This is a genomic window from Nannocystis punicea (assembly GCF_026965555.1).
In the GTDB taxonomy this organism is placed as follows: domain Bacteria; phylum Myxococcota_A; class Polyangia; order Nannocystales; family Nannocystaceae; genus Nannocystis; species Nannocystis punicea.
Window position 1 is genome coordinate 10,040,446 of record NZ_CP114040.1, and the last position, 21,815, is coordinate 10,062,260.

The window sequence follows — 21,815 nt, forward strand, 5'->3', positions numbered from 1 at the left end:
GAGCGGCTCGCCGGTCGTCGCTCAGCCCGGCACCGCCTGCGAGACCAAAAGCCCGCCGTGCTCGCCGGGCTTGTCGTTGTTGCAGGTCGGCAGCGCGCCGCGGCCGGCCGCCTGGCACTCGGCGACCACCGCGCTGCGCGAGTGGGCCAGCTTGCGCGGCTGATTGAGGCATACCGCTCCTTGCGGCCCCCACTTGGCCTCGATGGCCCAGTCCGTCTCGGGCTCGAGGATCGCCGGCGACAGCCCGTCCGACACGTCGATGGGCGTACCGTTCTCGGTGTGCGGGACGTTGTTGCCGCAGTAGTCGGCGCGCACCATCCGGGTACAGGCGCGATAGTGGTCGGCGAGCGATAGGCCGCCCTGCTTGGCCCACATTCGGTAGCCCCATTCGAGGCACTTGCCGGCGGCGGTCCCGCGGCAGGCGAGCGCCAGCTCGCCGTGCTCGCCCGGCCGCCAGTCCGCGTTGGCCAGGTCGAAGTAGCCCGGCACCACGATCGCCGCGGTCGGCTCGCCCGCACCGTCGGTACACAGCGACTGCCACTTGCCCTCATTGATGCGGACATCCATGTCCGTAAAATAAATATCAGGTCGGTCGGCGCTCTGGGTCACCGCGACGATTCTCAGCTGTACCCCTAAGAGTTCCTTCGCGCCGTCGTCGACGAGCCACTGCAGCCGGACGCCCTCGAGGTCGTCGCCGCGGTACACCACGCCGTTGTTGCCGTAGGCCTGCAATTCGCTCGTGCCTGGCACCAGCGACCAGCCGCTCAGGTTCGACTTCGTCTGCCCGTCGGCGAAGCCTGCGCCGATCAATTTCACGCCGTTGAACCACGTGCCGTTGAAACGGGTTCCATTGAAGCGGGTGCCGTTCAGCTCGACCCCGTTGTCGTGGAGCGCGCGCAGCTGCGTGTCCGCGCCCCCGGTGACGTCCTCGACGCCGCCCTCGACGTCGTCGCAGCCACAGACGGTCAGCGCGACCGTCATCGCTTGTATATGCCGATACTTCCGCATGCTCGAGTTCCCCCTCGCCCTTCAGCGTACTCGCGTCGCGGTGAATCATCGGCGGGGCGGGCGGCCCGACGGGTGGCCTCGCGGACCGGCGAGCGCGACACGATTGACATTTCATGCAATCGCCACATCGACGCAATCACATGAGCTGTCTCTGGACACACCAGATCTGCGCGGCAGCCGCGAGGGAACCGGCCGAAGCCGCGGCGCGCGGCCCGCTCGCGGCGGTCGGATGACGAAGCCGTCGGGCTCGATATCACCCTGATCAAGACCCGTCGAATGTTCGTGCGACCTGGAATCCCGCCAACAGGACCTGTCGAATATTCGCACGGCCATCAAGACGAACAGGGGCTCGCACCCCTCATCGGAGCGAGCCCCTGCCGCCGCGACGACCCGCGATCAAGGCGTCTTGCGTGACGCCACGAATTGTGCGAGCGCCTCGATCTGCTCCTGCGTCAGCTTGTCCGCGAATTTCGGCATCTCCGCGGTATCGCCGTACAGGTCCTTCTGGCTGCTGTCGCGGATGATGCGGGCGATCCACGCCGGCGAGCCGCGCCCGGCCAGCGTCGGCCCGGTGCTGTCCTTGCCGGCCTCGAGCTCGTGGCACGACGAGCACTCGAGCTTCTTGTCCCACAGCTCTTTGCCGCGAGCGACCATCGCTGCGTCGACGCTCGCCGCCGCGCTCGCTCCTGACAGGCTGATCAGGTATTCCACCACCGCCGCCAATTCTTCGTCGCTGGCCTGCTCGGTGGTCAGCGGCTCCATCGTGTTGTGCTTGGTCGCGCCGTAGAAGCGGCGGTCGCGAGGGTTGCGGACCAGGGCCGCCAGCCACTCGCGGCTGGTGAAGCCGTCGAGCACCGGCGCCTCTTCGCTGCCCTTGCCCTCGAGCGTATGGCAGGTCCCGCAATGCTCCTTGAACAGGTTGCGGGTCTTCTGCTCCGGATCGTTGTCGAACACCGCGACCCCGCCGACCGGCGGCACGCCCTCTCGCGCGAGCTCGCGCGCGCGCCCGGCCTCGGCGTGGGCCTGCTCGACGCCGTGCTGGAACGACTCGTTGTTCGCGTCCTCGACGATCGCCACCGCCGTCAACGCGGTCACCCCGGCCATGAGGAGGCCGACCCCCGACAGCACCGACCAGCGCGAACGCAGCGCCCGCGACTTCGCGCGGTCGACGAACGGCAGCGCGAACAGGTACGCCGCCGCCGCCCCCGGCAGCAGCACCGTCGCCACGATCTGCAGCGGCCCCTGGAAGTACTTGAGCAGCTGGAACAGGAACAGGAAGTACCACTCGGGCCGGGCCACGAAATTGCTGGCAGGGTCCGCGGGGGCGAACAGCTCGGCGCCGTGGGTCTTCACCGTCAGGCCGACCAGCACCGCCGCGCAGATCGTCATCGCCAGCACGTCGAGGAACAGCTGATTGGGCCAGAACGGCTGCGTCTTGCGCCGCAGCTCCGCCTCCGGCAGCTCCGGCGGCGTCACCCCGTGCTTGCGGAACAGCAGCAGGTGCGCCACGAGCAGCCCGCCCAGCGCGATCGGCAGCACGAACACGTGCAGCGCGAAGAACCGCGTCAGCGTCAGGTTGCCGTAGTCCGCGCCGCCCTGCACGAATTGCTGCAGCGGCTCGCCTCCGGGCACGGTCCCCATGATCCCCGTCGCCACCTGGGTCGCCCAGTAGCCCTTCTGGTCCCACGGCAACAAGTACCCGGTGAGCGCGAACGCCAGCACGATCGCGCCCATCACCAGGCCGGTCCACCAGTTGACCTCCCGCGGCTTGCGATAGGCGCCCGCGAACACCACCTGCAACAGGTGGAGTACCACGACCACGACCATCGCCGACGACCCGTGGTGGTGCAGCCCGCGGAGGAACCATCCGTAGGTCACCTGGTCGTTCAGATACGCCGTACTCGCCCACGCGTCGGTGGCCGAGGGGCTGTAGTAGAACGCCAGCAGGATGCCGAGCACCACCTGTTGCATGAACAGGAACACCAGCACCGAGCCGAACACGTAGCGCAGCCGCGCGCCGCCGGGCACGTCCTCCTCGAGCATGAGGCGGGTGGCCGCGCGGATCCCGGTGCGCTCGTCGAGCCAGTCGAGGAACGCCATCAGACCGGCTCCTTCCGGGCCACGCCCTGGCGGTATCGCACCAGCCGGATCGCCACCAGCCCGTTCTCTTCCTGAAGGTCGAGCGCGTCGAGCGGCCGCGGCGACGGACCCGCCTCGACCGCGCCGTCGAGCCCGAACGCCGAGCGGTGGCACGGGCACTTGAACTTCTGCGACTCCGCGTCGTAGTCGACCGCGCAGCCGAGGTGCGGGCACACCGTCGAGAACGCGTGCAGCGCCCCGTCGCGCTCGAGCACCCAGCACGAGCCCAGCTTGACGTCGGGCGTCTTGTTCCACGCGTCGACCTTGTCGGCGTAGAGGTCGACCCGCACCGGCACCGCGCCGACGAACGCCGAGCGCTTGCCGGCCGGCAGGAACGCCCCCTCCCCGGCCTTCCCGCCGGTCGGGTACAGCAAGTAGCCGATCGCAGGCACCGCCGGCACCGCCGCCAGACCGAGCCCGAGCGCCCCGATCCCCAGCTTCAACACCCCACGACGCCCGGCGTCCGGCTCGCCTCCTGACCCGGAGGACATGTCCCGAGATTCATCTCCGTGCCCCGCTCCGTGACCGCGTTCTCGGCTCGACATGACCCTCCTGCCGCCCACGAGCGGCCACCGCAGGATACCCGACCGCCCGCGACCCACGCTACCCTCGGCGCATGCCCGCCGCCGTCCCCGCGCTGCTCCGCCCCGAGCTCGCTCCCTCGACGATCAAGGAGACCCGCTGGGGCGGACACCGCCTCGCCGAGCTGCTGCGCGACGAACCCGCCACGCGCGGCGCGTTCGCCGGGCGCAACATCGGCGAGCTGTGGCAGTTCTCGACCCTCCCCGGCCACGAGAGCCTCGTCGCCGGCGGCCTTCGCCTGGACGACGTCCTCGGCGGTGCGCTGCCCTTCCTCGCCAAGCTCATCGACACCGCCCTGCCGCTCAGCGTTCAGGTCCACCCCGACGATCGCCCCGACCCCACGCGACCCGGCGCGATTCTGCCTGGCAAGGAGGAGGCGTGGATCGTGCTCGCCGCGGACCTCGACGCCCGCCTCTGGGCCGGAGTCCGCCCCGGCGTCGACCGCGAAGACCTCGCCCGCGCCGCCGAGGACGGCACCGTCGTCGCCTGTCTCGAAGAACATGTCGCCACCCCCGGCCTGGTCGTGCTCGTCCCCGCGGGCACGCTGCACGCGATCGGCGCCGGGATCCTCCTCGCGGAGATCCAGCAACCCTCGGACTGCACATACCGCCTCTACGACTACGGCAGCGGTCGCCCCCTGCACGTCGAGGCGGCGCTGGCGACGCTCGACGTCTCCGCCCGACCTCAGCTGTGGCGCCCCGGCGACGCCTCCCCGCAGCTGCGCGGCGCCCACGTCGAGCTCGAGCTGCTCGGCCCCGGCGAACACCGGCGCGAGCTCGACGAACCGACCTTGATCGTCGGCGCGCGCGGGACCGCGATCGCGCGCGCCGACGACTGCGAGATGGTGCTCGCCGAGGCCCAGCTCCTGCTCGCCGTCCGCGGACCGCTCACGCTGCAGATCCCGCACGACGGCCTCGTCGCCCTCGGCCGCGTCCACCCGTGACCGACCTCGTCGACAGTCCCTGCGTCACCATCTCACCACGACCCCAAGCCCGCGAACACCTCGAGGTGCTCGGCTCCACCGTCGCCGGCAGTCGGCGGCTCGGACGACGGTTGCGAGTACAACGGCCGCACCTTCGCCGACACGATCATCCGCGAGTCACCGACGTCGACCTCACCCACCGCGCCGGCATCCTCGAGCTCCTGGGCGCGCTGGATCGACCCTGTCCCGCAGGCCGGCGGCCGCAGCCTGACCGCCTCGTAAGCGAAGGAGATCGACCTGAGGTTCACCCGCGTCGATGACCACGCCATCGACGTGCGAGTCGCGACCGTCCGTTCCGCGCCGTCGACGACCCGGATGGAGCTCGACCTGCTCCTTCGGACAGACCTGCGCGGGTTCGCCCGGGTCCGCGCACGCGGGCGCCGGGGCCCTGGAGCGGCCACAGGCGGGCCCGCAGCCCGAGCGCCCGGGGCGCCGCCGCGGCGGATTCTGACCCCGCCGTCACCTCGCTCGCGCCCGATCGGCCGCGGCGCCGCGCCCTCGCGTCGGCCTGGCACGCTGGCGTATAGTGAGCCGCATGACCTCGCCCTATCGCCTACTTTCGTGCGCCCTCCTGCTCGTCCTCGGCTGTGGTGACAACGGCATGAACGGCTTCATGCCGAGCACCGACAGCAACAACACCACCACCGAGCCCGTCACCACCACCACCACCATGGCCACGGGCGAGCCGACGACCACCACCACGACCGGGACGCCCACCACTACAGAGGACACGGCGAGCACCACCGACGACAGCACCACCGGCCCGCCGCCGGCCAATTGTGCGCAGTACACCGACGAGAATGAGTGCGGCAGCGGCTGCGAGTGGGCGCAGATCGTCAGCTACACCCACGGCACCCAGGGCTGTCAGGGCGACATCCGCGGCTTCTGCGTGCCCACCGAGACCTCGGGCGGCCTCACCAGCGTGTGGCGCGACGACAACGGCGACATCGAGGTGATGCAGTTCCCGTTCACCCCGACCGACCTCGGCCCCGAGTGGAGCGTGTGCGACTGCGACAGCCCCCTCGCCTGCCTGTGCACCTCGGCCACCCTCGACTGCCCCGAGCGCCTCGAAGAATTCTGCGGCGCGATCACCAGCGAGAACAGCTGCAGCAACGCCGCCGCCGCCGGCCAGTTCGCGTGCGGCTGGTTCACCGTCTCGCAGGAAGGTCCGCTCGACGGCGCCTGCGACGACCCGCCGTGGGAGAAAGTCTGCCTGCCGGGCACGGACCTCAGCAGCAACACCTGCGACGAGATCAGCCTGCCCTACGTCGATCAGGGCTACTGCATGGGCTGGACCGACCCGGTCTACTGGCGCGAGGTCGACGGCATCGTCGAGGTCACCACGATCTGCGGCCCCAAGCCGACGGGCTGGACCCTGTGCGTCGCCGACGACCCCAACCAACCCGACGAGTGTAAGTGCGGCTGTAAGATCTGAGCGCGCTCTCTGGCTCCACGGAGCTCGACCCCGATCGCTCGGGGCGACCGGAGCGCGCCGGCCAACGGCCGCACGACGTCGCGGCGGTGCCCGCGGACTCCGGAATCGCACCGGAGTCCGCTCGACCGCGAACTCGATCGCCCTCAATCTCTCTTCGCCGCAATGAAATGAAGGGAGATTCCAATGCTCATCCCGAGCGCTCAAACCGGGCTCCAGAAGGCCCTGCTCGCGATCATCGCGGCCGGTGGGGTCGCGCCCGCCGAGGGCGCCGATGACAGCTACATCATCGAGGAGATCCGGGCCGTCGGCCCCGGTTGCCCGCCCGGCACGTTCGACTTCGACGCCGAGGGCCAGCACTTCGTCTACGACGAGATGATCCTCTGGCACCCCGACCCCGCCGGCAGGACGGTTCAGTACACCAACTGCCTCACGACCATCGCGATCGACGTCGCCGAGGGCATTCAGGTGTCCGTGGCGCACGCCAGGGCGCGAGGCCATGCCACCCTGGATCCGGGGATTGTCGCGCGGCACACCATGAAGTTCTTCTTCGCCGGCGACCCGAGCGGCGCGATGTCCCATACCGAGCTCACGGGCCCGTTCGACGACGACTACGACCTGTCCGGCCAACTTTCGCCCGGCGGCGAGGCCTGGTCGACTTGCGGGGAGCCGGTCGTCCTCGGCATCGACAGCTCGCTACAGCTCAACGCGAGCCACAACCCCGCCGGGACCGCCGAGCTCTCCGTGGACAGGCTGGACATGAAGATTCAAGCCAGGCGTTGCTGAGCCCCGCTCGCAGCCGCCGAGGAGCTCCTGTCCGGACGCCTGACTGCCACGAATCCGTCTGCGCCTGCTCCGCCGCACCTCCTGCAACCTCCTGCAAATCGCGCCGGAGTCCGCTCGATCGCGGGCTTCGGTCGCAGTCCATGCATTCGCACCATTGAGACCATGAAAGGAGACAATCACAATGCTCATCCTCAGCACCTTCACCGAGCTCCAGGCGACCCTACTGGGCTTGCTCGCGTCGTTCGCCGCCCCCGCGCGCGATGAGCCGCTCGATCTGGCGATCCCCCCCACGGTGACCGCCAGCAGCCTCGATGAGGTCTACATCGAGGAGCTCGACGCGTTCGGCCCCGGGTGTCCGCCTGGAACGTTCGATTACACGATCGCCGAAGACAGGAAGAGCTTCATCCTCGGGTTCTACGATCTGCGGCTCGAGAACCCGTCCCCCGACGGAAAGAAGGTCCAGTACACCAACTGTCTGGCGACCGTGAAGCTCCACATCCCCGAGGGGCTCCAGGTCTCCGTCTCGACCGTGAACTCGCGCGGTTACGCCTTCCTCGACCCGGGGATCCGCGGGCGCCAGACGTCGAAGTACTTCTTCGCCGGCGAGCCGACCTCCGTCAAGGCGCACACCGAGCTCTCCGGCCCGTACGACGACGACTACGACTTCACCGACGAGGTCCCGTTCCTCACCTGGTCCGAGTGCGGCGAGCAGGTGATCTACGTCGTCGACAGCTCGCTGCAGCTCAACGCCACCGGCAACCCGGGCGGCACCGCCCTGTTCAACCTCAACAACATCGACGGGAGGTTCGAGATGGTCTTCCACCTGACCTGGCAGGAGTGCTGAACCATCCCAGGACCCGGCCCCGGCCGCCGAATCGAGCTCGCCCCCCGGCGAGCTCGCCGCTCGACGGCGGGGCTCAATCGCCGGACCGCCCGTCCGCGACGTGTTCGCCCGCCGCGGACCTGGTGCTGCGAACGGCGGACGCGTCCCGGCGCATGGGCCACCGGGAATCGCACCGGAGCCCGCTCGACCGCGAGCGCGATCGAATTCAAGGTCTCTCCGGCATTGATGCAATTGATGAAAGGAGACGCCAATGCTCATTCTCAGCGCATTTACCGAGCTCCAGGCGACAGTCTTGGGCTTGCTCGCGTCGTTCGCCGCGCCGAGCAGCGACGAGCCGCAGCCTCTGGCTGACGCGCCCGAGGCCACTGCCAGCGAGCCCGACCTCAATGAGGTTTACATCGAAGAGATCAAGGGGGTCGGCCCGGGGTGCCCGGCAGGCACGTTCGACTACACGATCGCCGAAGACAAGAAGAGCTTCATCATCGGCTTCTTCGAGCTGCGCCTCGAGAACCCGAACCCCGCCGGCAAGAAGATCCAGTACACGAATTGCCTCGCCACCGTGAAGCTCCACGTCCCCGGCGGCCTTCAGGTCTCGGTGGCGACCGTGAACTCGCGCGGCTACGCCTTCCTCGATCCGGGGATCCGCGGGCGCCAGACGTCGAAGTACTTCTTCGCCGGCGTCCCGGTCGGCAACAAGCTGCACACCGAGCTCTCCGGCCCGTTCGACGACGACTACGACTTCGCCGACGCGATCCCGTTCGGCTCGGCCGCGTGGTCGCCGTGCGGCGATTCGGCCATCTTCGCCATCGACAGCTCGCTGCAGCTCAACGCCATCGCCAACCCGAACGGCGTGGCCCTGTTCAACCTCAACAGCATCGACGGCCGCTTCGAGATGGTCTACCAGCTGCAGTGGCAAAAGTGCTGAAGTCCATCCGCCGGACCGCGAGCCCGGCCGCCTGGAAGCGAACAAACTGGAAGCGAACTCGCCGCACGAGTTCGCTTCCAGTTTTTTTGTTGTTTTGTCGCGACGATCCGAGGACCGAGCGTCGATCCTCGGACGCACGCGACGCCCCACGGACGCGGTGGCTCAGCACTTCCGCCAGCGCCACTTGGTGACCCGCTGGGCGATCGTCTTCACGGCCGCGTCCCCCTCCGGGTTGTTCTTGGCGTTGAGCTGCAGGTTGGCGTTCATGGCGAAGATGGCCGAGCCGCCGCACGGCGACCAGCCCGCCGATCCCGACGGGACCGCCTTCTCTTCCAGGAATCCGTCCTCGTACGGCCCCGCGAAATCGATCCGCTGCGTCGTCGTCGCCGACGCGCCGGCGAAGAAGTAGCGCGCCGTCTGTCGCGCAGTGATCCCGTGGTCGAGCTCCGCGGCGCCGCGGATCGCCACCCTGGCGGGGGCGACCTGCCAGCCGACGGGGATCCGGAGCGAGAATTTGACGTAGCAGCTCACGTACTGGACCAGCGAGCCGGACGTCGGGTTCTCGAGGGCCATGTCGTGAAAGGCCACGCGAAATTTCGCCTCGTCGACGGTGACGTCGGCGGAGGTTCGACAGCCCGAGCCGCCGTTCGTCACGCCCTCGACAGAGAAGCCCGCCGGAGCGCGCGCGCCCTCCGGCCCGGCCTCCAGCTCGGACGGAGGCGCCGCCATCGACGCGAGCAGGCCCAACAACATCGCCTGATGCTTGATGAACGTACTGAGGATCAACATGGTCGCACTTTCAACTCGGCTCGAACTTTGAAGCCGGATGCGCTGGCGGTCGAGCGGGCTCGGGTGCAATCCCGCCGTCGCCGCATCACCGCGGCGGCGCGCGTCGATCCCTCGCACCCGGCGCGCCGCGCGTCCCGCGAGCTCGCCTCGCCCGCGGATTCGAGCGACCTGGCCTTCAGGTCAGGAGCACCAATTTCCCGATCGTGCGCCCGGACTCGAGGTCGCGGTGCGCCTGGGCCACCTGGTCCAAAGGATAGGTCGTGATCGGCGGCGGGCGCAGCTCGCCGCCGGCCAGGCCGTCGGCGATCGCCGCCATCCCCTCGATCAGCAGCGGCGCGCGGTGGAACATGTACGACAGGTTGAAGCCGAGCACCCCGCGGTTCTCATTCGTCAGGGCCAGCGGCGAGAACCACGGCGTGCGCACGAACCCCAGGGCCAGCTTGAGCAGGTTGGGCTTGCCACCTGTCCTCGGGAGCATGGTGTGAAAGCCATACACGATCAGCCGCCCGCCCGCGGCCAGGTGGCGGTAGCTGTGGCGCAGCGTCTCCGGGCCGTTGGCGTCGCAGGCGACGTCGAGCCCGCCGGGCGCGGCCGCCTTCACCGCCGGCCACAGCGGCGCGCTCGACTTGTCGATCACCACCTCGGCCCCGGCCGCGGTCGCGGCCTCGACCTTGTGCGGCCCGCCGACCACCCCGATCACGCGACAGCGGGCGCGGCGGCCGAACTGGCACAGCGCCCCGCCGACCCCGCCGGCGGCCGAGTGGACCAGCACCGTCTCGCCCGGGCACGCGTGAGCCAGCGCGTGGAGCGCGTACCAGGCAGTCAGGTACACCGCCGGGACCGCCGCCGCCTGGGCGAGGGTCAGGCCCGCGGGGACCGCGAACACCTGGTGGGTCGGCACGCAGACGGACGTCGCGTAGCCGCCGAAGCGGGTCACTGCGACGACCTCGGCCCCGACCGCGAGCCCGGTCACGCCGTCGCCGAGCGCGTCGACCACCCCTGCGACCTCGAAGCCCGGGGTGATGGGCCAGCCGACGAACTCCTGCGCCGACGCATAGAGGCCCATGCGGACCACGCAATCGGCGTAGTTGACCCCGATGGCCGCCACCGCGATCCGGACCTCGCCCGGGCCGGGTCGGGGCGCCTCCGTGTCGACCAGAGTCAGCCGCTCGTGTCCGCCCGCGGCGGCGATCAAGACCTTGCGCATGCGCCGACCGTCGCCCGGTAGCGCGCGTGCGGTCAAGTCGTGAAGTTGTAGCGACAAAGGCCCACCTCTGTGACGCTGATGGTGTTAGCTTGCCCGGCGCATGACCGCAGGCGCAAAGGAAGACAGCCGCACCGAGACCGACAGCATGGGCCCGATCCAGGTGGCGAGCGGCCGCTACTGGGGCGCCCAGACCGAGCGTTCGCTGCACCACTTCGACATCGGCGACGACCGCTTCTCGCGGCCGATGATCCGCGCGCTCGGGATCCTCAAGAAGGCCGCCGCGCTGGCCAACGGCGAGCTCGGCACCTTGCCCAAGGACAAGGTCGACCTGATCGTCCGCGCCGCCGACGAGGTGATCGCCGGCGACCTCGACGCCCACTTCCCGCTGCGCGTGTGGCAGACCGGCAGCGGCACGCAGACCAACATGAACGCCAACGAGGTCATCGGCAACCGCGCGATCGAGCTCGCCGGCGGCGTCCTGGGCAGCAAGAAGCCGATCCACCCCAACGACGACGTCAACCGCGGCCAGTCGTCGAACGACACCTTCCCGACGGCCATGCACATCGCCGCCGCCGAGCAGGTCGTGCACCACCTGCTGCCGCGGCTCGACGCCCTGCGCAACGTCCTCGCCGCCAAGAGCGCCGCCTTCGCCGACATCGTCAAGGTCGGGCGCACGCACCTCCAGGACGCGACCCCGATCACCCTCGGCCAGGAGTTCTCGGGCTACGTCCAGCAGCTCGACGACGCCCGCCGGGCGATCGAGTCCACGCTGCCGCGGGTCTACGAGCTCGCGCTCGGCGGCACCGCCGTCGGCACCGGCCTCAACACCCACAAGGACTACGCGGTCACCAGCGCCAGGCAGATCGCCGGGCTGACCGGCCTGCCGTTCGTCACCGCGCCGAACAAGTTCGCCGCGCTGGCCGGCCACGAGGCGCTGGTCGCCCTCCACGGCGCGCTCAAGACCCTCGCCTGCGCCCTGACCAAGATCGCCAACGACGTCCGCTGGCTGGCCTCCGGCCCGCGCTGCGGCTTCGGCGAGCTCACCATCCCCGAGAACGAGCCCGGCTCCTCGATCATGCCCGGCAAGGTCAACCCGACCCAGTGCGAGGCCATGACGATGGTGTGCGCCCAGGTGCTCGGCAACGACGTCGCCGTCAACATCGGCGGCATGAGCGGCAACTTCGAGCTCAACGTCTACAAGCCGCTCATCATCCACAACACCCTGCACTCGGTCCGCCTGCTCGGCGACGCCTGCCGCAACTTCCGCGAGTTCTGCGCCGAGGGCATCGAGCCGCGCCGCGAGAAGCTGGCGCACAACCTCGAGCAGAGCCTGATGAACGTCACCGCGCTGAACCCTTACATCGGCTACGACAACGCCGCCAAGATCGCCAAGAAGGCGCACAAGGACGGCACCTCGCTGAAGGAGGCCGCCGTCGCGCTCGGCCTGCTCTCGGCCGAGGAGTTCGACCGCTACGTCCGCCCCGAGGCCATGATCGCCCCCGAGGGCGACCGCTAGGACCCACTTGAGCAACCTGCCCTACATCTCGATCCTCATCCCGCTGTACGACGAGCTGCGATCGATCCCCGAGATGCACTCTCAGGTGACCGACGCCTGCACCCGGCTCGGTCGCACCTACGAGATCGTGTGGATCGACGACGGCAGCCGTGACGGCTCGGCGCACGCGCTCGACGACCTCGCCGCGCGCGACCCACGCTCGCGGGTGGTCCACTTCCGCCGCAACTTCGGCAAGTCGTCGGCGCTCGCGGCCGGCTTCGAGCGGGTGCGCGGGCAGATCGTCGTCACCATGGACGCCGACCTGCAGGACGACCCGGCGATGATCGACGACTTCGTCAAGCGGATCGAGGCCGGCGCCGACCTGGTGTCGGGGTGGAAGAAGCGGCGGCACGACCCGCTCGACAAGACCTTGCCGTCGCGGCTGTTCAACGCCGTGGTCAGCCGCCTGTCGGGCGTGCGGCTGCACGACTTCAACTGCGGCTTCAAGGCCTACCGGGCCGACTGCGTGCGCGAGCTGGCCGTCTACGGCGGCTTTCACCGGTTCCTCCCGGTCCTCGCGCACCACCGCGGCTTCCGCGTCGAGGAGCTGATCGTCAACCACCGCGCGCGCAAGCACGGCAAGAGCAAGTACGGCGTCAAGCGGATGTTCGACGGCCTCATGGACCTGCTGACGGTCCTGCTGGTCACGCGCTACCGCACCCGGCCGCTGCACTTCTTCGGCATCCCGGGCATGGTCCTGGGCGGCATGGGCGTGCTGATCCTGGTCTATTTGAGCTTCTTGTGGCTGTTCGGCTACGCGATCGGCGAGCGCCCGCTGCTCACTCTCGGCGTGCTGCTCACCATCGTGGCGATGCAGTTCGTCGGCGTCGGCCTCCTCGGCGAGCTGCTGGTGCGCACCACCATCCGCTCGCAGGAGGTGTTCTCGATCCGCGACGAGCGCGAGGCGCCCGCGGCCACGCGCGCCGCCATCTACGCCCAGCCGAGCCCGCAGCTCGGCCCCTCGGCCCCGCCGATGAGCGGCCGCGAGCTGCCCGTCTCGGCCGCCGAGGACATCAGCGAAGAGGCGCGGACCGTCAACATCGCCAACAAGCCGACCCCGGCCGCGCGCCGCTGAGCCCTCGCGGCCGCCTCGCGGCCGCGCGCGCGAACCATCGATCTCGAGACCCGCATGACCAGCGGCAACAAGCAGAAGCACGAGAGCAAGAACCCGATCCAGCGCGCCCTCATCGCCCGCTTCAAGCGCGAGGCCGCGGCGCTGGTGCGGCAGGCCGCGCCGCGGACGATCCTCGACCTCGGCTGCGGCGAGGGCTTCATGATCGAGGCCCTGCTGCAGGCCGGCATCGACGCCGAGTTCACCGGCGTCGACCTGTCCGGCCCCGCGATCGCCGACGCCCGCGCGCGGATCGGCGAGCGCGCCCGGCTCGACGTCATGGACGCGCGCCAGCTCATCGACGACGGCCGCAGCTTCGACATGGTCATGATGCTCGAGGTCCTCGAGCACATCCCCGGCCCCGCGCAGATGCTGCCCATCCTGCGCCGCCTGGCCCGCCGCCACGTCCTCCTCAGCGTCCCGCGCGAGCCGTTCTTCTGCGCCCTCAACTTCATGCGCGGCAAGAACCTCACCCGCCTGGGCAACGACCCCGAGCACGTCAACCACTGGGGCCGCGCCGGCTTCCACCGCTTCGTCGCCCGCGACTTCGAGGTCCTCGCCGCCCCGGGCGTGTTCCCGTGGACGATGGTCCTCGCGCGCCCGCGCGGCTGATCGCCGGCCGGGCCGCGAGGCCCCGACGACGAATCACTCGGAAGCAGGATTCCCAACAGCCAGCGCGGCGCGGCGCGAGGGCTCGTTCGACGCGCTAATTGACGTCGACGATCTCCTCGCACCCGATCTCCCGCCCCACCGACCAGCAATCGCGGCGATCGGAGCGTCCTCCGAGCTTTTCCCGCAGGCACACGGACGGGTCGCGCGAGGAGTTCCAAACGCGGGCCAGCTGCCGCCCGTAGTCCGCCGACGCCGAGCAATAGCGCGAGCGCCGCTCGACGCCGTCGTCGGTATTTTCGTCCGCGGGCTCGACGAACTCGTCGTTGGGCGCGGTAATCTCGTCGGGCTCGGCGACGTCGGGCGCGGCAAATGCGGTGACAGCGCTGAACAGCGCACTCTGGATGCAGTTGAAGAACAACATCGGATCGTCTCCTTTCGCTTCTTGAGGTGCCGTTCGCAGCATTGTCGACGGCAGCTCAACAATGATGAGACTCCGGGGTGTCGTCCAGCGGCCGGCCGAAAAATTGATCTGCGTCTGCGGCCCGAGCAGCCTCGGCACATCCGCCTTCAGCCCCGATCCCGCACGACCTCGCACCCGGCCGAACGGCCACGGGAGAGGCGCCGCAATCAGCTCTCGCCCGTCACGCTGTCATCATCGGCGCGTCGATGCAGGGAATGTCTCGCACCTCACTCTGAGCGCATTGGGATCCGAGCGACGAATCTATCGAGCAGTCCGGCGTCGCCGATCGCCGGCCGCGGACAGGACCCCCGAGCGCGTGTCCGTCCGAGCCCGGGCGGCGCCCCGACGCCGGACCTTTCGAGCAGACGGCGCGCGAGGAGCAGGGATGACCCCGCTCCGCGACTGCCCACTCCGGCGGCTCAGGTCTCGCGACGCCCGAGCACCTCGCGCGCCGCGATCAGCCGCGCCACCGCGGCGTGCGTCGGCGCCGACAGCCCGTGTCGCTCGGCCAGCCGCGCCACCGCCCCATTCAAAAAGGCAATCTCCGTCGCCGCCCCGCGCCGCAGGTCCTGCAGCATCGCGTTGGTGTTCGCGCGCGTCTTCTCGGTCGACGCGAACACGCGCTCGAGATCGGCATCACTCAGCGCCACCCCTTCGGCGGCAGCCACCGCGCGCGCCTCGACCAGCAGCGTCTCGGCCAGCGCGCGCAGCTCCGGGACGTCGAGGATCGCCCCGTTGACCGCGTCGAGCAGCGCGCACGGTCCGCTGACCGCGAGGTTCCACAGCGACTTGCGCCACTCGCAGGCGGCGATCGACGCGGCCACGCTCACCGGGTACCCCGCGCCCGCCAGCAGACCTTGCAGTTCGGACATGTGCGAACGAGCAGGTTCCTCGTCGGCCGCCAGCTCGAGCTGGAACACCCCCGCGACGCGCACCGTCGTCGGCCCCGCCAGCCCTGCGCCGAGCCAGCAGGCCACGCGCACCAAAGCTGCGTCTGCCGTTCGCCCTGCGGCGAGCGCCGCGATCCCCAGCCCGTTCTGACACAGCCCGAGCACCTGCCCCCGCGTCATCCGCGGCGCCAGGGCCTCCAGCGTCTCGGCCAGCTGCGTCGCCTTGACCGCCACCAGCACGAACGCCTCCGCCGGCACCGTCCACGCCGCCGCGAAGTCGAGCACCGGCACCCGCGCCCGCGCTCGCTCCGCCCCCGTCAGCTCGAACCCCTCGGCCGCCAGCGCGTCGACCCGCGCTCCGCGAGCGACCAGCGTCACCGCCGTGACCGCGGCCAGGCGCGCCGCGAGGTGCAGGCCGACCGCGCCGGCGCCGACGATCCAGATCGGTCGAGGAGAGGCAGCGCTCGTGAGCGTCACGCGTAGGCCTTAGCACATCACGCGACGTAACGTGAACCGGCGAAAAACCTTCGCGCGCCGCCGCGACCGCGACGCATCAACCTCATCGACGAACGAGGTGTCGCGCATGTTGCTGGTCGCATTCTCCACCGTCTCGATCCTGTCCATCGTCGCCTTTTATAATGGCCTCCTGCTCGCCGTGCTCGCCGTCTACCTGTGGAACCACCGCGGCCGCCCGTGGGAGCGCTGAGCGGCGCAGCTCCGCGCGACCCGCCCCGGACCCGGCACGACTCCCCGCAGTCGCCGATCGCTCTCCCGATGCGACGCCCCCCGGGGCGACTCGCTCACCGTGGCGAGGCTCGTCGCTCGGGTCCCCCCGCGAGGCTCGTCGCACCGCAGCAGGTCCTCGGCCCGCGTCGCTCACAGCCTTGTCGCCCCACGCGGGCGAACGCTCATCCGCTTACCCCGCCCGAGGCTCGTCGCTCCGCAGCAGGTCCTCGGGCAGCGTCGCTCACAGCCGTGGCGCCCCGCGACGGCGAACGCTCATCCGCTTACCCGCCCGAGGATCCTCGCTCCACAGCAGGTCCTCGGACCGCATCGCTCACGGCCGTGACGCCCCGCGACGGCGAACGCTCATCCGATTTCCCCGCCCGAGGATCCTCGCTCCGCAGCAGGTCTTCGGGCGTCGCTCACAGCCGTGACGCCCCACGTGGGCGATCGCTCAGCCGTGAACCGCGCGAGGATCGTCGCTCAGCAGCAGCGGCCCGTCGTCGGGCGCGTCGAGCACCAGCACGCGCTTGCCGTCGCGGATCTCCGCGCGCACCAGCCCGAGGACGGTCACCTCTTCACCCGGCTCGATCGTCCCCTCGTCGTAGCGGATGCCCATGTTGAGCCCGATCAGGTTGGTGCTCTTCAGCCCGTGGCGGCGCAAAAACGCCTCCTCGACCTCGCTCGCGTCGTCGAACGTGCCCGAGCGCGTGTGATGGTCGCGGACCACCGCCACCCGCGGCACGCTCATCACGACCTGCACACGGCCGGTCCCGTCGTCGATCGCGAATTCGACGTAGCGCTCCTCGCGGGCCACCTCGCGCCAGTGGTTGCGGCCCGTCTCCTGGTCGACCGTCGCCACGTAGTACACGCTCGCGCGATTGGACAGCGGCGCCCCGAGCACCCGCTCTCCCGCCACCACGCGCCCGCGCACCCGCGCGACCTCCCCCTCGCGCAGCCCGCGGACCGGCGTCACCGGCCGCTTCTTCAGCGCCCGACGCGTGCGGGCGTCGGTCGACAGCACGTAGGACAGCCCCACTCCGGCGATGACCGCGGCGGCGACGGCGAAGATCGGTACAGGCATCGTCGGCAGATCCTACCACGACCCCCGACGGCTGCCGACGCGGCCGCAACAGGCCGCCGCGGGCCCGGGGCGTGCAGCGTGCGAGCGCGCGGACGAACCGCGCCGGGCGCGGGCGCGACCTCGGTCTCACGACCGCTTGGCAACATGTCCTGAACGACAGGCCCGAATCCTCCATGTCGTTCGCCACTCGCTCGCATCCGGCCCGCGCTGAACCACGAGGTCCGCGGCCGGCAGTCCCGCGACTACCGCCGCCATGAGGCCAGGACGGTCGCAGTGCGCGCCGCCCTCGTGACAGCAGCTCGTCACGTCGAAGCCCGCAAGCCACGCTCGTGGGCCCCGCACCGCCTGGCCGTCGGCCATGCGAGTGAGCCCACGCGCCGGGACCGCAATGTCCGCGAGGAAGAGGCCCCTCCAGCGACCCTTCCGCCTCGTCCGCAGATTACCCTTTATACATGTCTTTCAGGGCATGTCCTTTGGACCATGAACATCGCGCAACCAGGCCTGGAGCGGCGCCCCCGCGGGCGGCAAACGGTCGGTGAAGCGCAGCACCTCGCCGGTGCCGGCCAGCAGCACCAGGCCGTCGACGGTCGTCGCCAGCTGCGGCCGCGCCCGCCCGCCCGCAGCCGGCCGCAGCGGCGCCTTCGTCCCCGCGACCAGATCGACGATCACCAGCCGGCTGTCGGCCTCCGCCACCACCAGCGTCCGCTCGTCGAGGAACGCCAGGTCCTGTCCGCGCACGCCCGTCACCCGCGTGGGCGCCTCGGGCTGCGCCAGCGACCACGCCTGCAGCAGCTCGCCGTCGCTCACCGCCAGCGTCCGGCCGGAAGGGCTGAAGCGCAGCGACACGAACATGCCGGCCTCCGCGTCCGTCGCCGCGCCGGCGAGTCGCAGGCGGACGTCGCTCTCGAGGTCGACGACCTCGAGCTCCGGCTGGCCGCGGTGGTACACCGCGAGGGTCGCCCCCGTGGGCGCGAACGCCAGGCTCGAGCGGACCGACCTCTGCTCGTCCGTGGCCGGCTCGACCGCCACCCACGCCTCCCCGTCGCGCCCGATCATCGTCACCGCCCCGTCGCCGGACAGCACCGCCAGCAGCTCCCCACCGGGCGTGTACCGCAGGCCATGGGCGGCAGCGTTCACCGACAAGGCCCGCGAGTCCCACGGCGAGGTCCACTCGCGGACCTCGCCGTCGGCGAAGCCGATCGCGAACCGCCCCGGCGCGAAGGCCAGACCCATCCACGCGAGCTGCGGCACCTCGAAGATGTCCCCACGACCATGTCCGAAGAGACACCCGACGCCGGAGCCGGCGGACAGCAGCACCCGGCCGTCGTCCGCGATCGCCATCAGGCGGTGGTCGCTCTGCCACGGCCCGCACGCCCTGGGCAGCGCCTCCGTGGCGCCCGAGCTCAGGTCGAGCCGGACCAGGCCCTCCTCGGGCCGGACCGCCACCGCCCAGCCGCCGCCCGTCGCCAGCAACGCCGCCCGCGGCGACTCCCGCGGCGCCGGCCAGCGCGACTGCCAGGCCGCCTCGGCCGTGGTCACGCGGCGGTAACCGCCGGAGCCGGGGAGCAGCAGCTCGCCGTCACCCAGCATCGACGCGTCGAGGGTCGACGGCCCGGACGCGACCGGCGTCCCGCTGGCCACGTCGATCACCTCGTAGGCGACGCCGAAGTCCCACTCGACCAGCCCGCCGTCGCGGCTGACGTGCGGCGCCACCACGAAGTCGTCGACCCTGTCCCTTCGGACATCTCGCGTCCACAGCCGGCGGCCCGCCGGGTCCTCGGCCCACGCGGTCGTCGAGCCGTCGCGGTGAGCGATGAACACCAGCGCGTCGCGCCCGGGCACCGACCAGTCCGCCTCGACGAGGCGCGGCGGCGCGTCGGCCCGCCACACCAGCTGACGGCCGACCTCCGCCGCGGCCGGCTTCGCGGCCACGCACGCGGCCACCAGAGCGTCCCCGGCGGCCGTCCAGTGGTGGCCGAACAGCCTGGGCTGGCACGGATACCGGGAGACGTCGACCGCGCCGGTCTCGCGGTCCCACACCACCAGAGTGTCGCCGCGCATCGCCGCGAGGCGGCGGCCGTCGCGGGTCCCGTGGAGCGCCAGCCCGGCCACCGCACTCGGCGCGCCCGCGTCGGGCAGCTGGCGGCGCGCGCCCGTCCGCACCTCGAACTCGAGCGCGGGCGTGGACAGCATCGGCCAGGCCCACAGCAGCTCGCCGTCCGGGCTCAACGCCCAGCGATAGAGCCTCGCCGGCTTGTCCGTCGTCGCCATGAAGCGCGCCTCGCCGTCCGGTCGATGCACCTCGATCGTGGGCCGCGTGTCCTCCTCGACGCGGATGTGCGCCCACGTCCTGCGGTCCGGCGTCACCGCCAGCTCCGCGCGCCCGCCCAGCCGCTCGCCGTCGACCGCCCCCGGCCGCCAGCGCCACACCTCGTCGAAGCTCCTCGCGATCCATGTCCCATCGGCCAGATGGATGCCGTCGAGCAGCGGTCGGTTCGGCCCCGCGAGCGCCGCGCTCGCGATCCCGGGTCGCCACGCCGCCAGCGCCAGCGCCCGCACCGCGCCGTCGCGCGCCGGATCGGGCTGCAGCTGCGCCAGCAGCGGATAGACCCGCGACGGCTCGGCCTCGACCGCCAGCCGCGCCTGCGCCAGCAGCAGCGCGTCGGCGCGGCTATCGGCGGTCGCCCGCGCCGCCTCGGCCTCGGTCGCCCGCGCCTCTGCGACCTCCTGCGCCGTCTCGGCCGCCGCGCGCTGGTCCTCGGCGACGTCGCGGGCCTCGCGGATCCGTCCGACCGCCAGCGCGCCGATCGCCACCAACGCCACGAGCGCCGCCGCTGCCACAGTCGCCGCCGCCCGGTGTCGCCGCAGCCACAGCCGGCCGACCTCTGCCAGCGAGTACGCGTGCGCGCCGACCAGCCGGCCGGCCTGGTAGCGCCGCAGATCGTCGGCGAACGCCTCCGCGTCGGCGTAGCGATCGCCTGGCTGTTTGGACATGGCCTTTTCGACCACCGCGACCAGGGCCGGCGGCGCCTCGGGCACCAGCTGCGCCAGCGGGCGCGGCCGGCCCACCAGCACGTCGTGGATCAGCTCGGCCGCGCGGCGGTCGTGAAACGGCGGCACCCCGGCGAGCACGTGGTAGAGCACCGCCCCGAGCGCGTAGATGTCGGTGCGCCCGTCCAGCGGCTCGCCGCGGGCCTGCTCGGGCGGCATGTAGCGGATCGTCCCGAGCAGCGAGCCGGCGGCGGTGAGGTCGGAGATCGCCGGATCTTGGCGGTCATCGGCGGCCGCGGGAAGATCTGTCTCTTGCGACATGTACTTGGCGAGGCCCCAGTCGATCACCACCGCCTCGCCGAACTCGCCGACCAGCAGGTTGGCCGGCTTGAGGTCGCGGTGGATCACGCCCTCGCGGTGCGCGTAGGCGATCGCCTCCGCCGCCGCGATCACGTGCGGCACCAGGCCGAGCCGCGCGCTCACGTCGGCGCTGCCGGCGATCCGCTGCTCGAGCGAGGCGCCCTCGACCAGCTTCATGCACAGGAACGGCCGCCCGTCGTCGCCGCGCCCGAGGTCGTACAGCGGCACGATGCCGGGGTGCTGCAGGCGGGCGGTGATCGCCGCCTCGCGGACGAACCGCTGCACCGACCGCTCGTCGAAGCGCAGCAGCTCCTTGATCGCCACGGTGCGCCCGAGCTTGAGGTCCTCGGCGCGGCGGACCGCTCCGAGCCCGCCGCGGGCGAACACCGCCCCGAAGCGGTAGCGCTCGCCGGCCGACGCCTCCGCGCGGCCCGTCTCCCAGTCGCCCTGCGGTCCGAGCCACGTCACGCGCCCCGACGCCTCGCCCGCCGCCGTCGACTCGCGGCCGAACCGCGACAGCCCCGCGAGCAGGCGGGCCTGGGCGCGCGCGAGGGCGGCGGGGTCGGGCGAGGGCGGGGGCGGGAGCTCGGGGCGCATCACCGGTCGAGTGCTGGTTGCGGCGACTTTGATCGGCGAAAAAGACGCTGGCGCGTCCGCGCGACGCCCGCTCAACGCGGGCCGCGGAGGTGGTCGTCGATCTTCTCGAAGATGCTGCGCATCGCGCTGTCGAGGTCGCGTTCGCGGCTGTCCCTCAGGTCAGGTTGGGCCAGCAGCCGGTCGGTCGCCTCGCGCAGGCGCTGACGGGCGCGGGCGATCCGTCCCGCCATCGTCCCGGCCGGGACCGCGAACAGCTCGGCCAGCTCGCGGGCCGTCAGCTGCTCGTACTCTTTCAGCTCGAGCAAGATCTGGTCGTCGAGGTTGAGCCCGCGCAGCGCCTGCGACACCACGTGCTCGATCTGCCGGTCTGCCAGCAGCGACGACAGCGACGCCTCGGTGGCCGGGTCGATCACGCTGTCCTCCCCCGGATCGAACGTCGGCCCGCGGCGCGAGCGGTGGCGGATGTACTCGAGCAGCTTGTTGCGGGCGATGCCGAACAGGAACCCCTTGAACGACGACGAGCCGCCGCGGAACGCGTCGCGTCGTCGGCACAGCGTCTCGAAGGTCGCCTGGGCCAGGTCCTCGCAGGCGTCGCCGCTCACCTTGGCGAAGAAGAACCGGTACACGCTGGGGTAGTGGCGGGCCACCAGCGTCCGGCCGGCCGCGGTCGCGCCGGCTTGCCAGGCGCGCAGGAGCGAGAGGTCGTCGTCGCCGGCTTCGGGTCCCACGACTGCAGCT

Annotated in this window: 20 protein-coding genes; 9 read left to right on the forward strand and 11 right to left on the reverse strand. The window is 71.1% G+C overall.

Features of this window, described 5'->3' with window-relative positions:
- Positions 1 to 21 precede the first annotated feature (21 nt).
- The 3 genes from O0S08_RS38410 to O0S08_RS38420 form a co-directional block, all read right to left on the reverse strand.
- Positions 22 to 981 (reverse strand): ADYC domain-containing protein, encoded by a 960-nt coding sequence (locus tag O0S08_RS38410; RefSeq protein WP_269034442.1) that lies wholly within the window; start codon positions 979 to 981, stop codon positions 22 to 24.
- 423 nt (positions 982 to 1,404) lie between these two features.
- Positions 1,405 to 3,108: a cytochrome b N-terminal domain-containing protein gene (locus tag O0S08_RS38415; protein ID WP_269034443.1), complete on the reverse strand. Its 1,704-nt coding sequence runs from the start codon at positions 3,106 to 3,108 to the stop codon at positions 1,405 to 1,407.
- A complete protein-coding gene (locus O0S08_RS38420) occupies positions 3,108 to 3,638 on the reverse strand; it encodes a QcrA and Rieske domain-containing protein (protein ID WP_269034444.1) in 531 nt (176 codons plus the stop codon). Before O0S08_RS38420 ends, O0S08_RS38415 begins: the two co-directional genes overlap by 1 nt.
- A 125-nt stretch (positions 3,639 to 3,763) precedes the next feature.
- On the opposite strand from O0S08_RS38420, the gene O0S08_RS38425 reads away from it, so the two are divergent.
- Positions 3,764 to 4,672: a class I mannose-6-phosphate isomerase gene (locus tag O0S08_RS38425; protein ID WP_269034445.1), complete on the forward strand. Its 909-nt coding sequence runs from the start codon at positions 3,764 to 3,766 to the stop codon at positions 4,670 to 4,672.
- A 32-nt stretch (positions 4,673 to 4,704) separates the two neighbouring features.
- Here O0S08_RS38425 and O0S08_RS38430 read toward each other — a convergent pair whose 3' ends face one another.
- Entirely contained in the window at positions 4,705 to 4,959 is a 255-nt protein-coding gene (locus O0S08_RS38430; protein ID WP_269034446.1) for a hypothetical protein, read from the reverse strand.
- A gap of 287 nt (positions 4,960 to 5,246) precedes the next feature.
- Here O0S08_RS38430 and O0S08_RS38435 point away from each other — a divergent pair, with 287 nt between their 5' ends.
- From O0S08_RS38435 to O0S08_RS38450, 4 genes are all read left to right on the forward strand, one after another.
- Complete coding sequence (locus O0S08_RS38435; protein ID WP_269034447.1) at positions 5,247 to 6,146, forward strand: hypothetical protein; 900 nt, start codon at positions 5,247 to 5,249, stop codon at positions 6,144 to 6,146.
- Positions 6,147 to 6,329: 183 nt separating this feature from the next.
- On the forward strand, positions 6,330 to 6,929 hold the full coding sequence (locus tag O0S08_RS38440; protein ID WP_269034448.1) for a DUF4360 domain-containing protein: 600 nt from the start codon (positions 6,330 to 6,332) through the stop codon (positions 6,927 to 6,929).
- A gap of 181 nt (positions 6,930 to 7,110) precedes the next feature.
- Positions 7,111 to 7,773: a DUF4360 domain-containing protein gene (locus tag O0S08_RS38445; protein ID WP_269034449.1), complete on the forward strand. Its 663-nt coding sequence runs from the start codon at positions 7,111 to 7,113 to the stop codon at positions 7,771 to 7,773.
- 298 nt (positions 7,774 to 8,071) lie between these two features.
- Positions 8,072 to 8,698 (forward strand): DUF4360 domain-containing protein, encoded by a 627-nt coding sequence (locus O0S08_RS38450; protein WP_269034450.1) that lies wholly within the window; start codon positions 8,072 to 8,074, stop codon positions 8,696 to 8,698.
- A gap of 162 nt (positions 8,699 to 8,860) precedes the next feature.
- Here the strand turns inward: O0S08_RS38450 and O0S08_RS38455 are convergent, their stop codons facing one another.
- Together O0S08_RS38455 and O0S08_RS38460 are read right to left on the reverse strand one after the other, a co-directional pair.
- Complete coding sequence (locus O0S08_RS38455; RefSeq protein ID WP_269034451.1) at positions 8,861 to 9,487, reverse strand: DUF4360 domain-containing protein; 627 nt, start codon at positions 9,485 to 9,487, stop codon at positions 8,861 to 8,863.
- A gap of 175 nt (positions 9,488 to 9,662) precedes the next feature.
- Complete coding sequence (locus O0S08_RS38460; RefSeq protein ID WP_269034452.1) at positions 9,663 to 10,694, reverse strand: synaptic vesicle VAT-1 family membrane protein; 1,032 nt, start codon at positions 10,692 to 10,694, stop codon at positions 9,663 to 9,665.
- 100 nt (positions 10,695 to 10,794) lie between these two features.
- Between O0S08_RS38460 and fumC the strand changes: the two genes are divergently transcribed.
- The 3 genes from fumC to O0S08_RS38475 are packed head-to-tail and all read left to right on the forward strand — an operon-like array spanning position 10,795 to position 13,972.
- The gene (fumC, locus tag O0S08_RS38465) at positions 10,795 to 12,210 is read left to right on the forward strand and encodes a class II fumarate hydratase (RefSeq protein WP_269034453.1); all 1,416 of its coding nucleotides are present in this window, start codon (positions 10,795 to 10,797) and stop codon (positions 12,208 to 12,210) included.
- Positions 12,211 to 12,217: 7 nt separating this feature from the next.
- Complete coding sequence (locus O0S08_RS38470; protein WP_269034454.1) at positions 12,218 to 13,324, forward strand: glycosyltransferase family 2 protein; 1,107 nt, start codon at positions 12,218 to 12,220, stop codon at positions 13,322 to 13,324.
- Positions 13,325 to 13,378: 54 nt separating this feature from the next.
- Positions 13,379 to 13,972, forward strand: a complete 594-nt coding sequence (locus tag O0S08_RS38475) for a class I SAM-dependent methyltransferase (protein WP_269034455.1) — start codon at positions 13,379 to 13,381, stop codon at positions 13,970 to 13,972.
- 94 nt (positions 13,973 to 14,066) lie between these two features.
- Here O0S08_RS38475 and O0S08_RS38480 read toward each other — a convergent pair whose 3' ends face one another.
- Both O0S08_RS38480 and O0S08_RS38485 read right to left on the reverse strand, forming a co-directional pair.
- Positions 14,067 to 14,531 (reverse strand): hypothetical protein, encoded by a 465-nt coding sequence (locus O0S08_RS38480; RefSeq protein ID WP_269034456.1) that lies wholly within the window; start codon positions 14,529 to 14,531, stop codon positions 14,067 to 14,069.
- Positions 14,532 to 14,851: 320 nt separating this feature from the next.
- Entirely contained in the window at positions 14,852 to 15,799 is a 948-nt protein-coding gene (locus O0S08_RS38485) for a ketopantoate reductase family protein (RefSeq protein ID WP_269034457.1), read from the reverse strand.
- Positions 15,800 to 15,905: 106 nt separating this feature from the next.
- On the opposite strand from O0S08_RS38485, the gene O0S08_RS38490 reads away from it, so the two are divergent.
- Entirely contained in the window at positions 15,906 to 16,028 is a 123-nt protein-coding gene (locus tag O0S08_RS38490) for a hypothetical protein (RefSeq protein ID WP_269034458.1), read from the forward strand.
- Between the two features lie 471 nt (positions 16,029 to 16,499).
- Here O0S08_RS38490 and O0S08_RS38495 read toward each other — a convergent pair whose 3' ends face one another.
- The 3 genes from O0S08_RS38495 to O0S08_RS38505 form a co-directional block, all read right to left on the reverse strand.
- Entirely contained in the window at positions 16,500 to 17,129 is a 630-nt protein-coding gene (locus O0S08_RS38495) for a GIDE domain-containing protein (RefSeq protein ID WP_269034459.1), read from the reverse strand.
- Between the two features lie 459 nt (positions 17,130 to 17,588).
- Complete coding sequence (locus O0S08_RS38500) at positions 17,589 to 21,077, reverse strand: serine/threonine-protein kinase (RefSeq protein ID WP_269034460.1); 3,489 nt, start codon at positions 21,075 to 21,077, stop codon at positions 17,589 to 17,591.
- Positions 21,078 to 21,148: 71 nt separating this feature from the next.
- Positions 21,149 to 21,805 carry an RNA polymerase sigma factor gene (locus O0S08_RS38505; RefSeq protein ID WP_269034461.1) on the reverse strand — a complete coding sequence of 219 codons (657 nt, stop codon included), beginning with the start codon at positions 21,803 to 21,805 and terminating at the stop codon, positions 21,149 to 21,151.
- Between the last annotated feature and the right edge of the window lie 10 nt (positions 21,806 to 21,815).

Bases quoted from the DNA above. Each gene is read 5' to 3' on its own strand.
- O0S08_RS38410 (WP_269034442.1), bottom strand. From the start codon at position 981: ATGACGGTCGCGCTGACCGTCTGTGGCTGCGACGACGTCGAGGGCGGC.
- O0S08_RS38415 (WP_269034443.1), bottom strand. From the start codon at position 3,108: ATGGCGTTCCTCGACTGGCTCGACGAGCGCACCGGGATCCGCGCGGCC.
- O0S08_RS38420 (WP_269034444.1), bottom strand. From the start codon at position 3,638: ATGTCCTCCGGGTCAGGAGGCGAGCCGGACGCCGGGCGTCGTGGGGTG.
- O0S08_RS38425 (WP_269034445.1), top strand. From the start codon at position 3,764: ATGCCCGCCGCCGTCCCCGCGCTGCTCCGCCCCGAGCTCGCTCCCTCG.
- O0S08_RS38435 (WP_269034447.1), top strand. From the start codon at position 5,247: ATGACCTCGCCCTATCGCCTACTTTCGTGCGCCCTCCTGCTCGTCCTC.
- O0S08_RS38440 (WP_269034448.1), top strand. From the start codon at position 6,330: ATGCTCATCCCGAGCGCTCAAACCGGGCTCCAGAAGGCCCTGCTCGCG.
- O0S08_RS38445 (WP_269034449.1), top strand. From the start codon at position 7,111: ATGCTCATCCTCAGCACCTTCACCGAGCTCCAGGCGACCCTACTGGGC.
- O0S08_RS38455 (WP_269034451.1), bottom strand. From the start codon at position 9,487: ATGTTGATCCTCAGTACGTTCATCAAGCATCAGGCGATGTTGTTGGGC.
- O0S08_RS38460 (WP_269034452.1), bottom strand. From the start codon at position 10,694: ATGCGCAAGGTCTTGATCGCCGCCGCGGGCGGACACGAGCGGCTGACT.
- fumC (WP_269034453.1), top strand. From the start codon at position 10,795: ATGACCGCAGGCGCAAAGGAAGACAGCCGCACCGAGACCGACAGCATG.
- O0S08_RS38475 (WP_269034455.1), top strand. From the start codon at position 13,379: ATGACCAGCGGCAACAAGCAGAAGCACGAGAGCAAGAACCCGATCCAG.
- O0S08_RS38490 (WP_269034458.1), top strand. From the start codon at position 15,906: ATGTTGCTGGTCGCATTCTCCACCGTCTCGATCCTGTCCATCGTCGCC.
- O0S08_RS38495 (WP_269034459.1), bottom strand. From the start codon at position 17,129: ATGCCTGTACCGATCTTCGCCGTCGCCGCCGCGGTCATCGCCGGAGTG.
- O0S08_RS38500 (WP_269034460.1), bottom strand. From the start codon at position 21,077: ATGCGCCCCGAGCTCCCGCCCCCGCCCTCGCCCGACCCCGCCGCCCTC.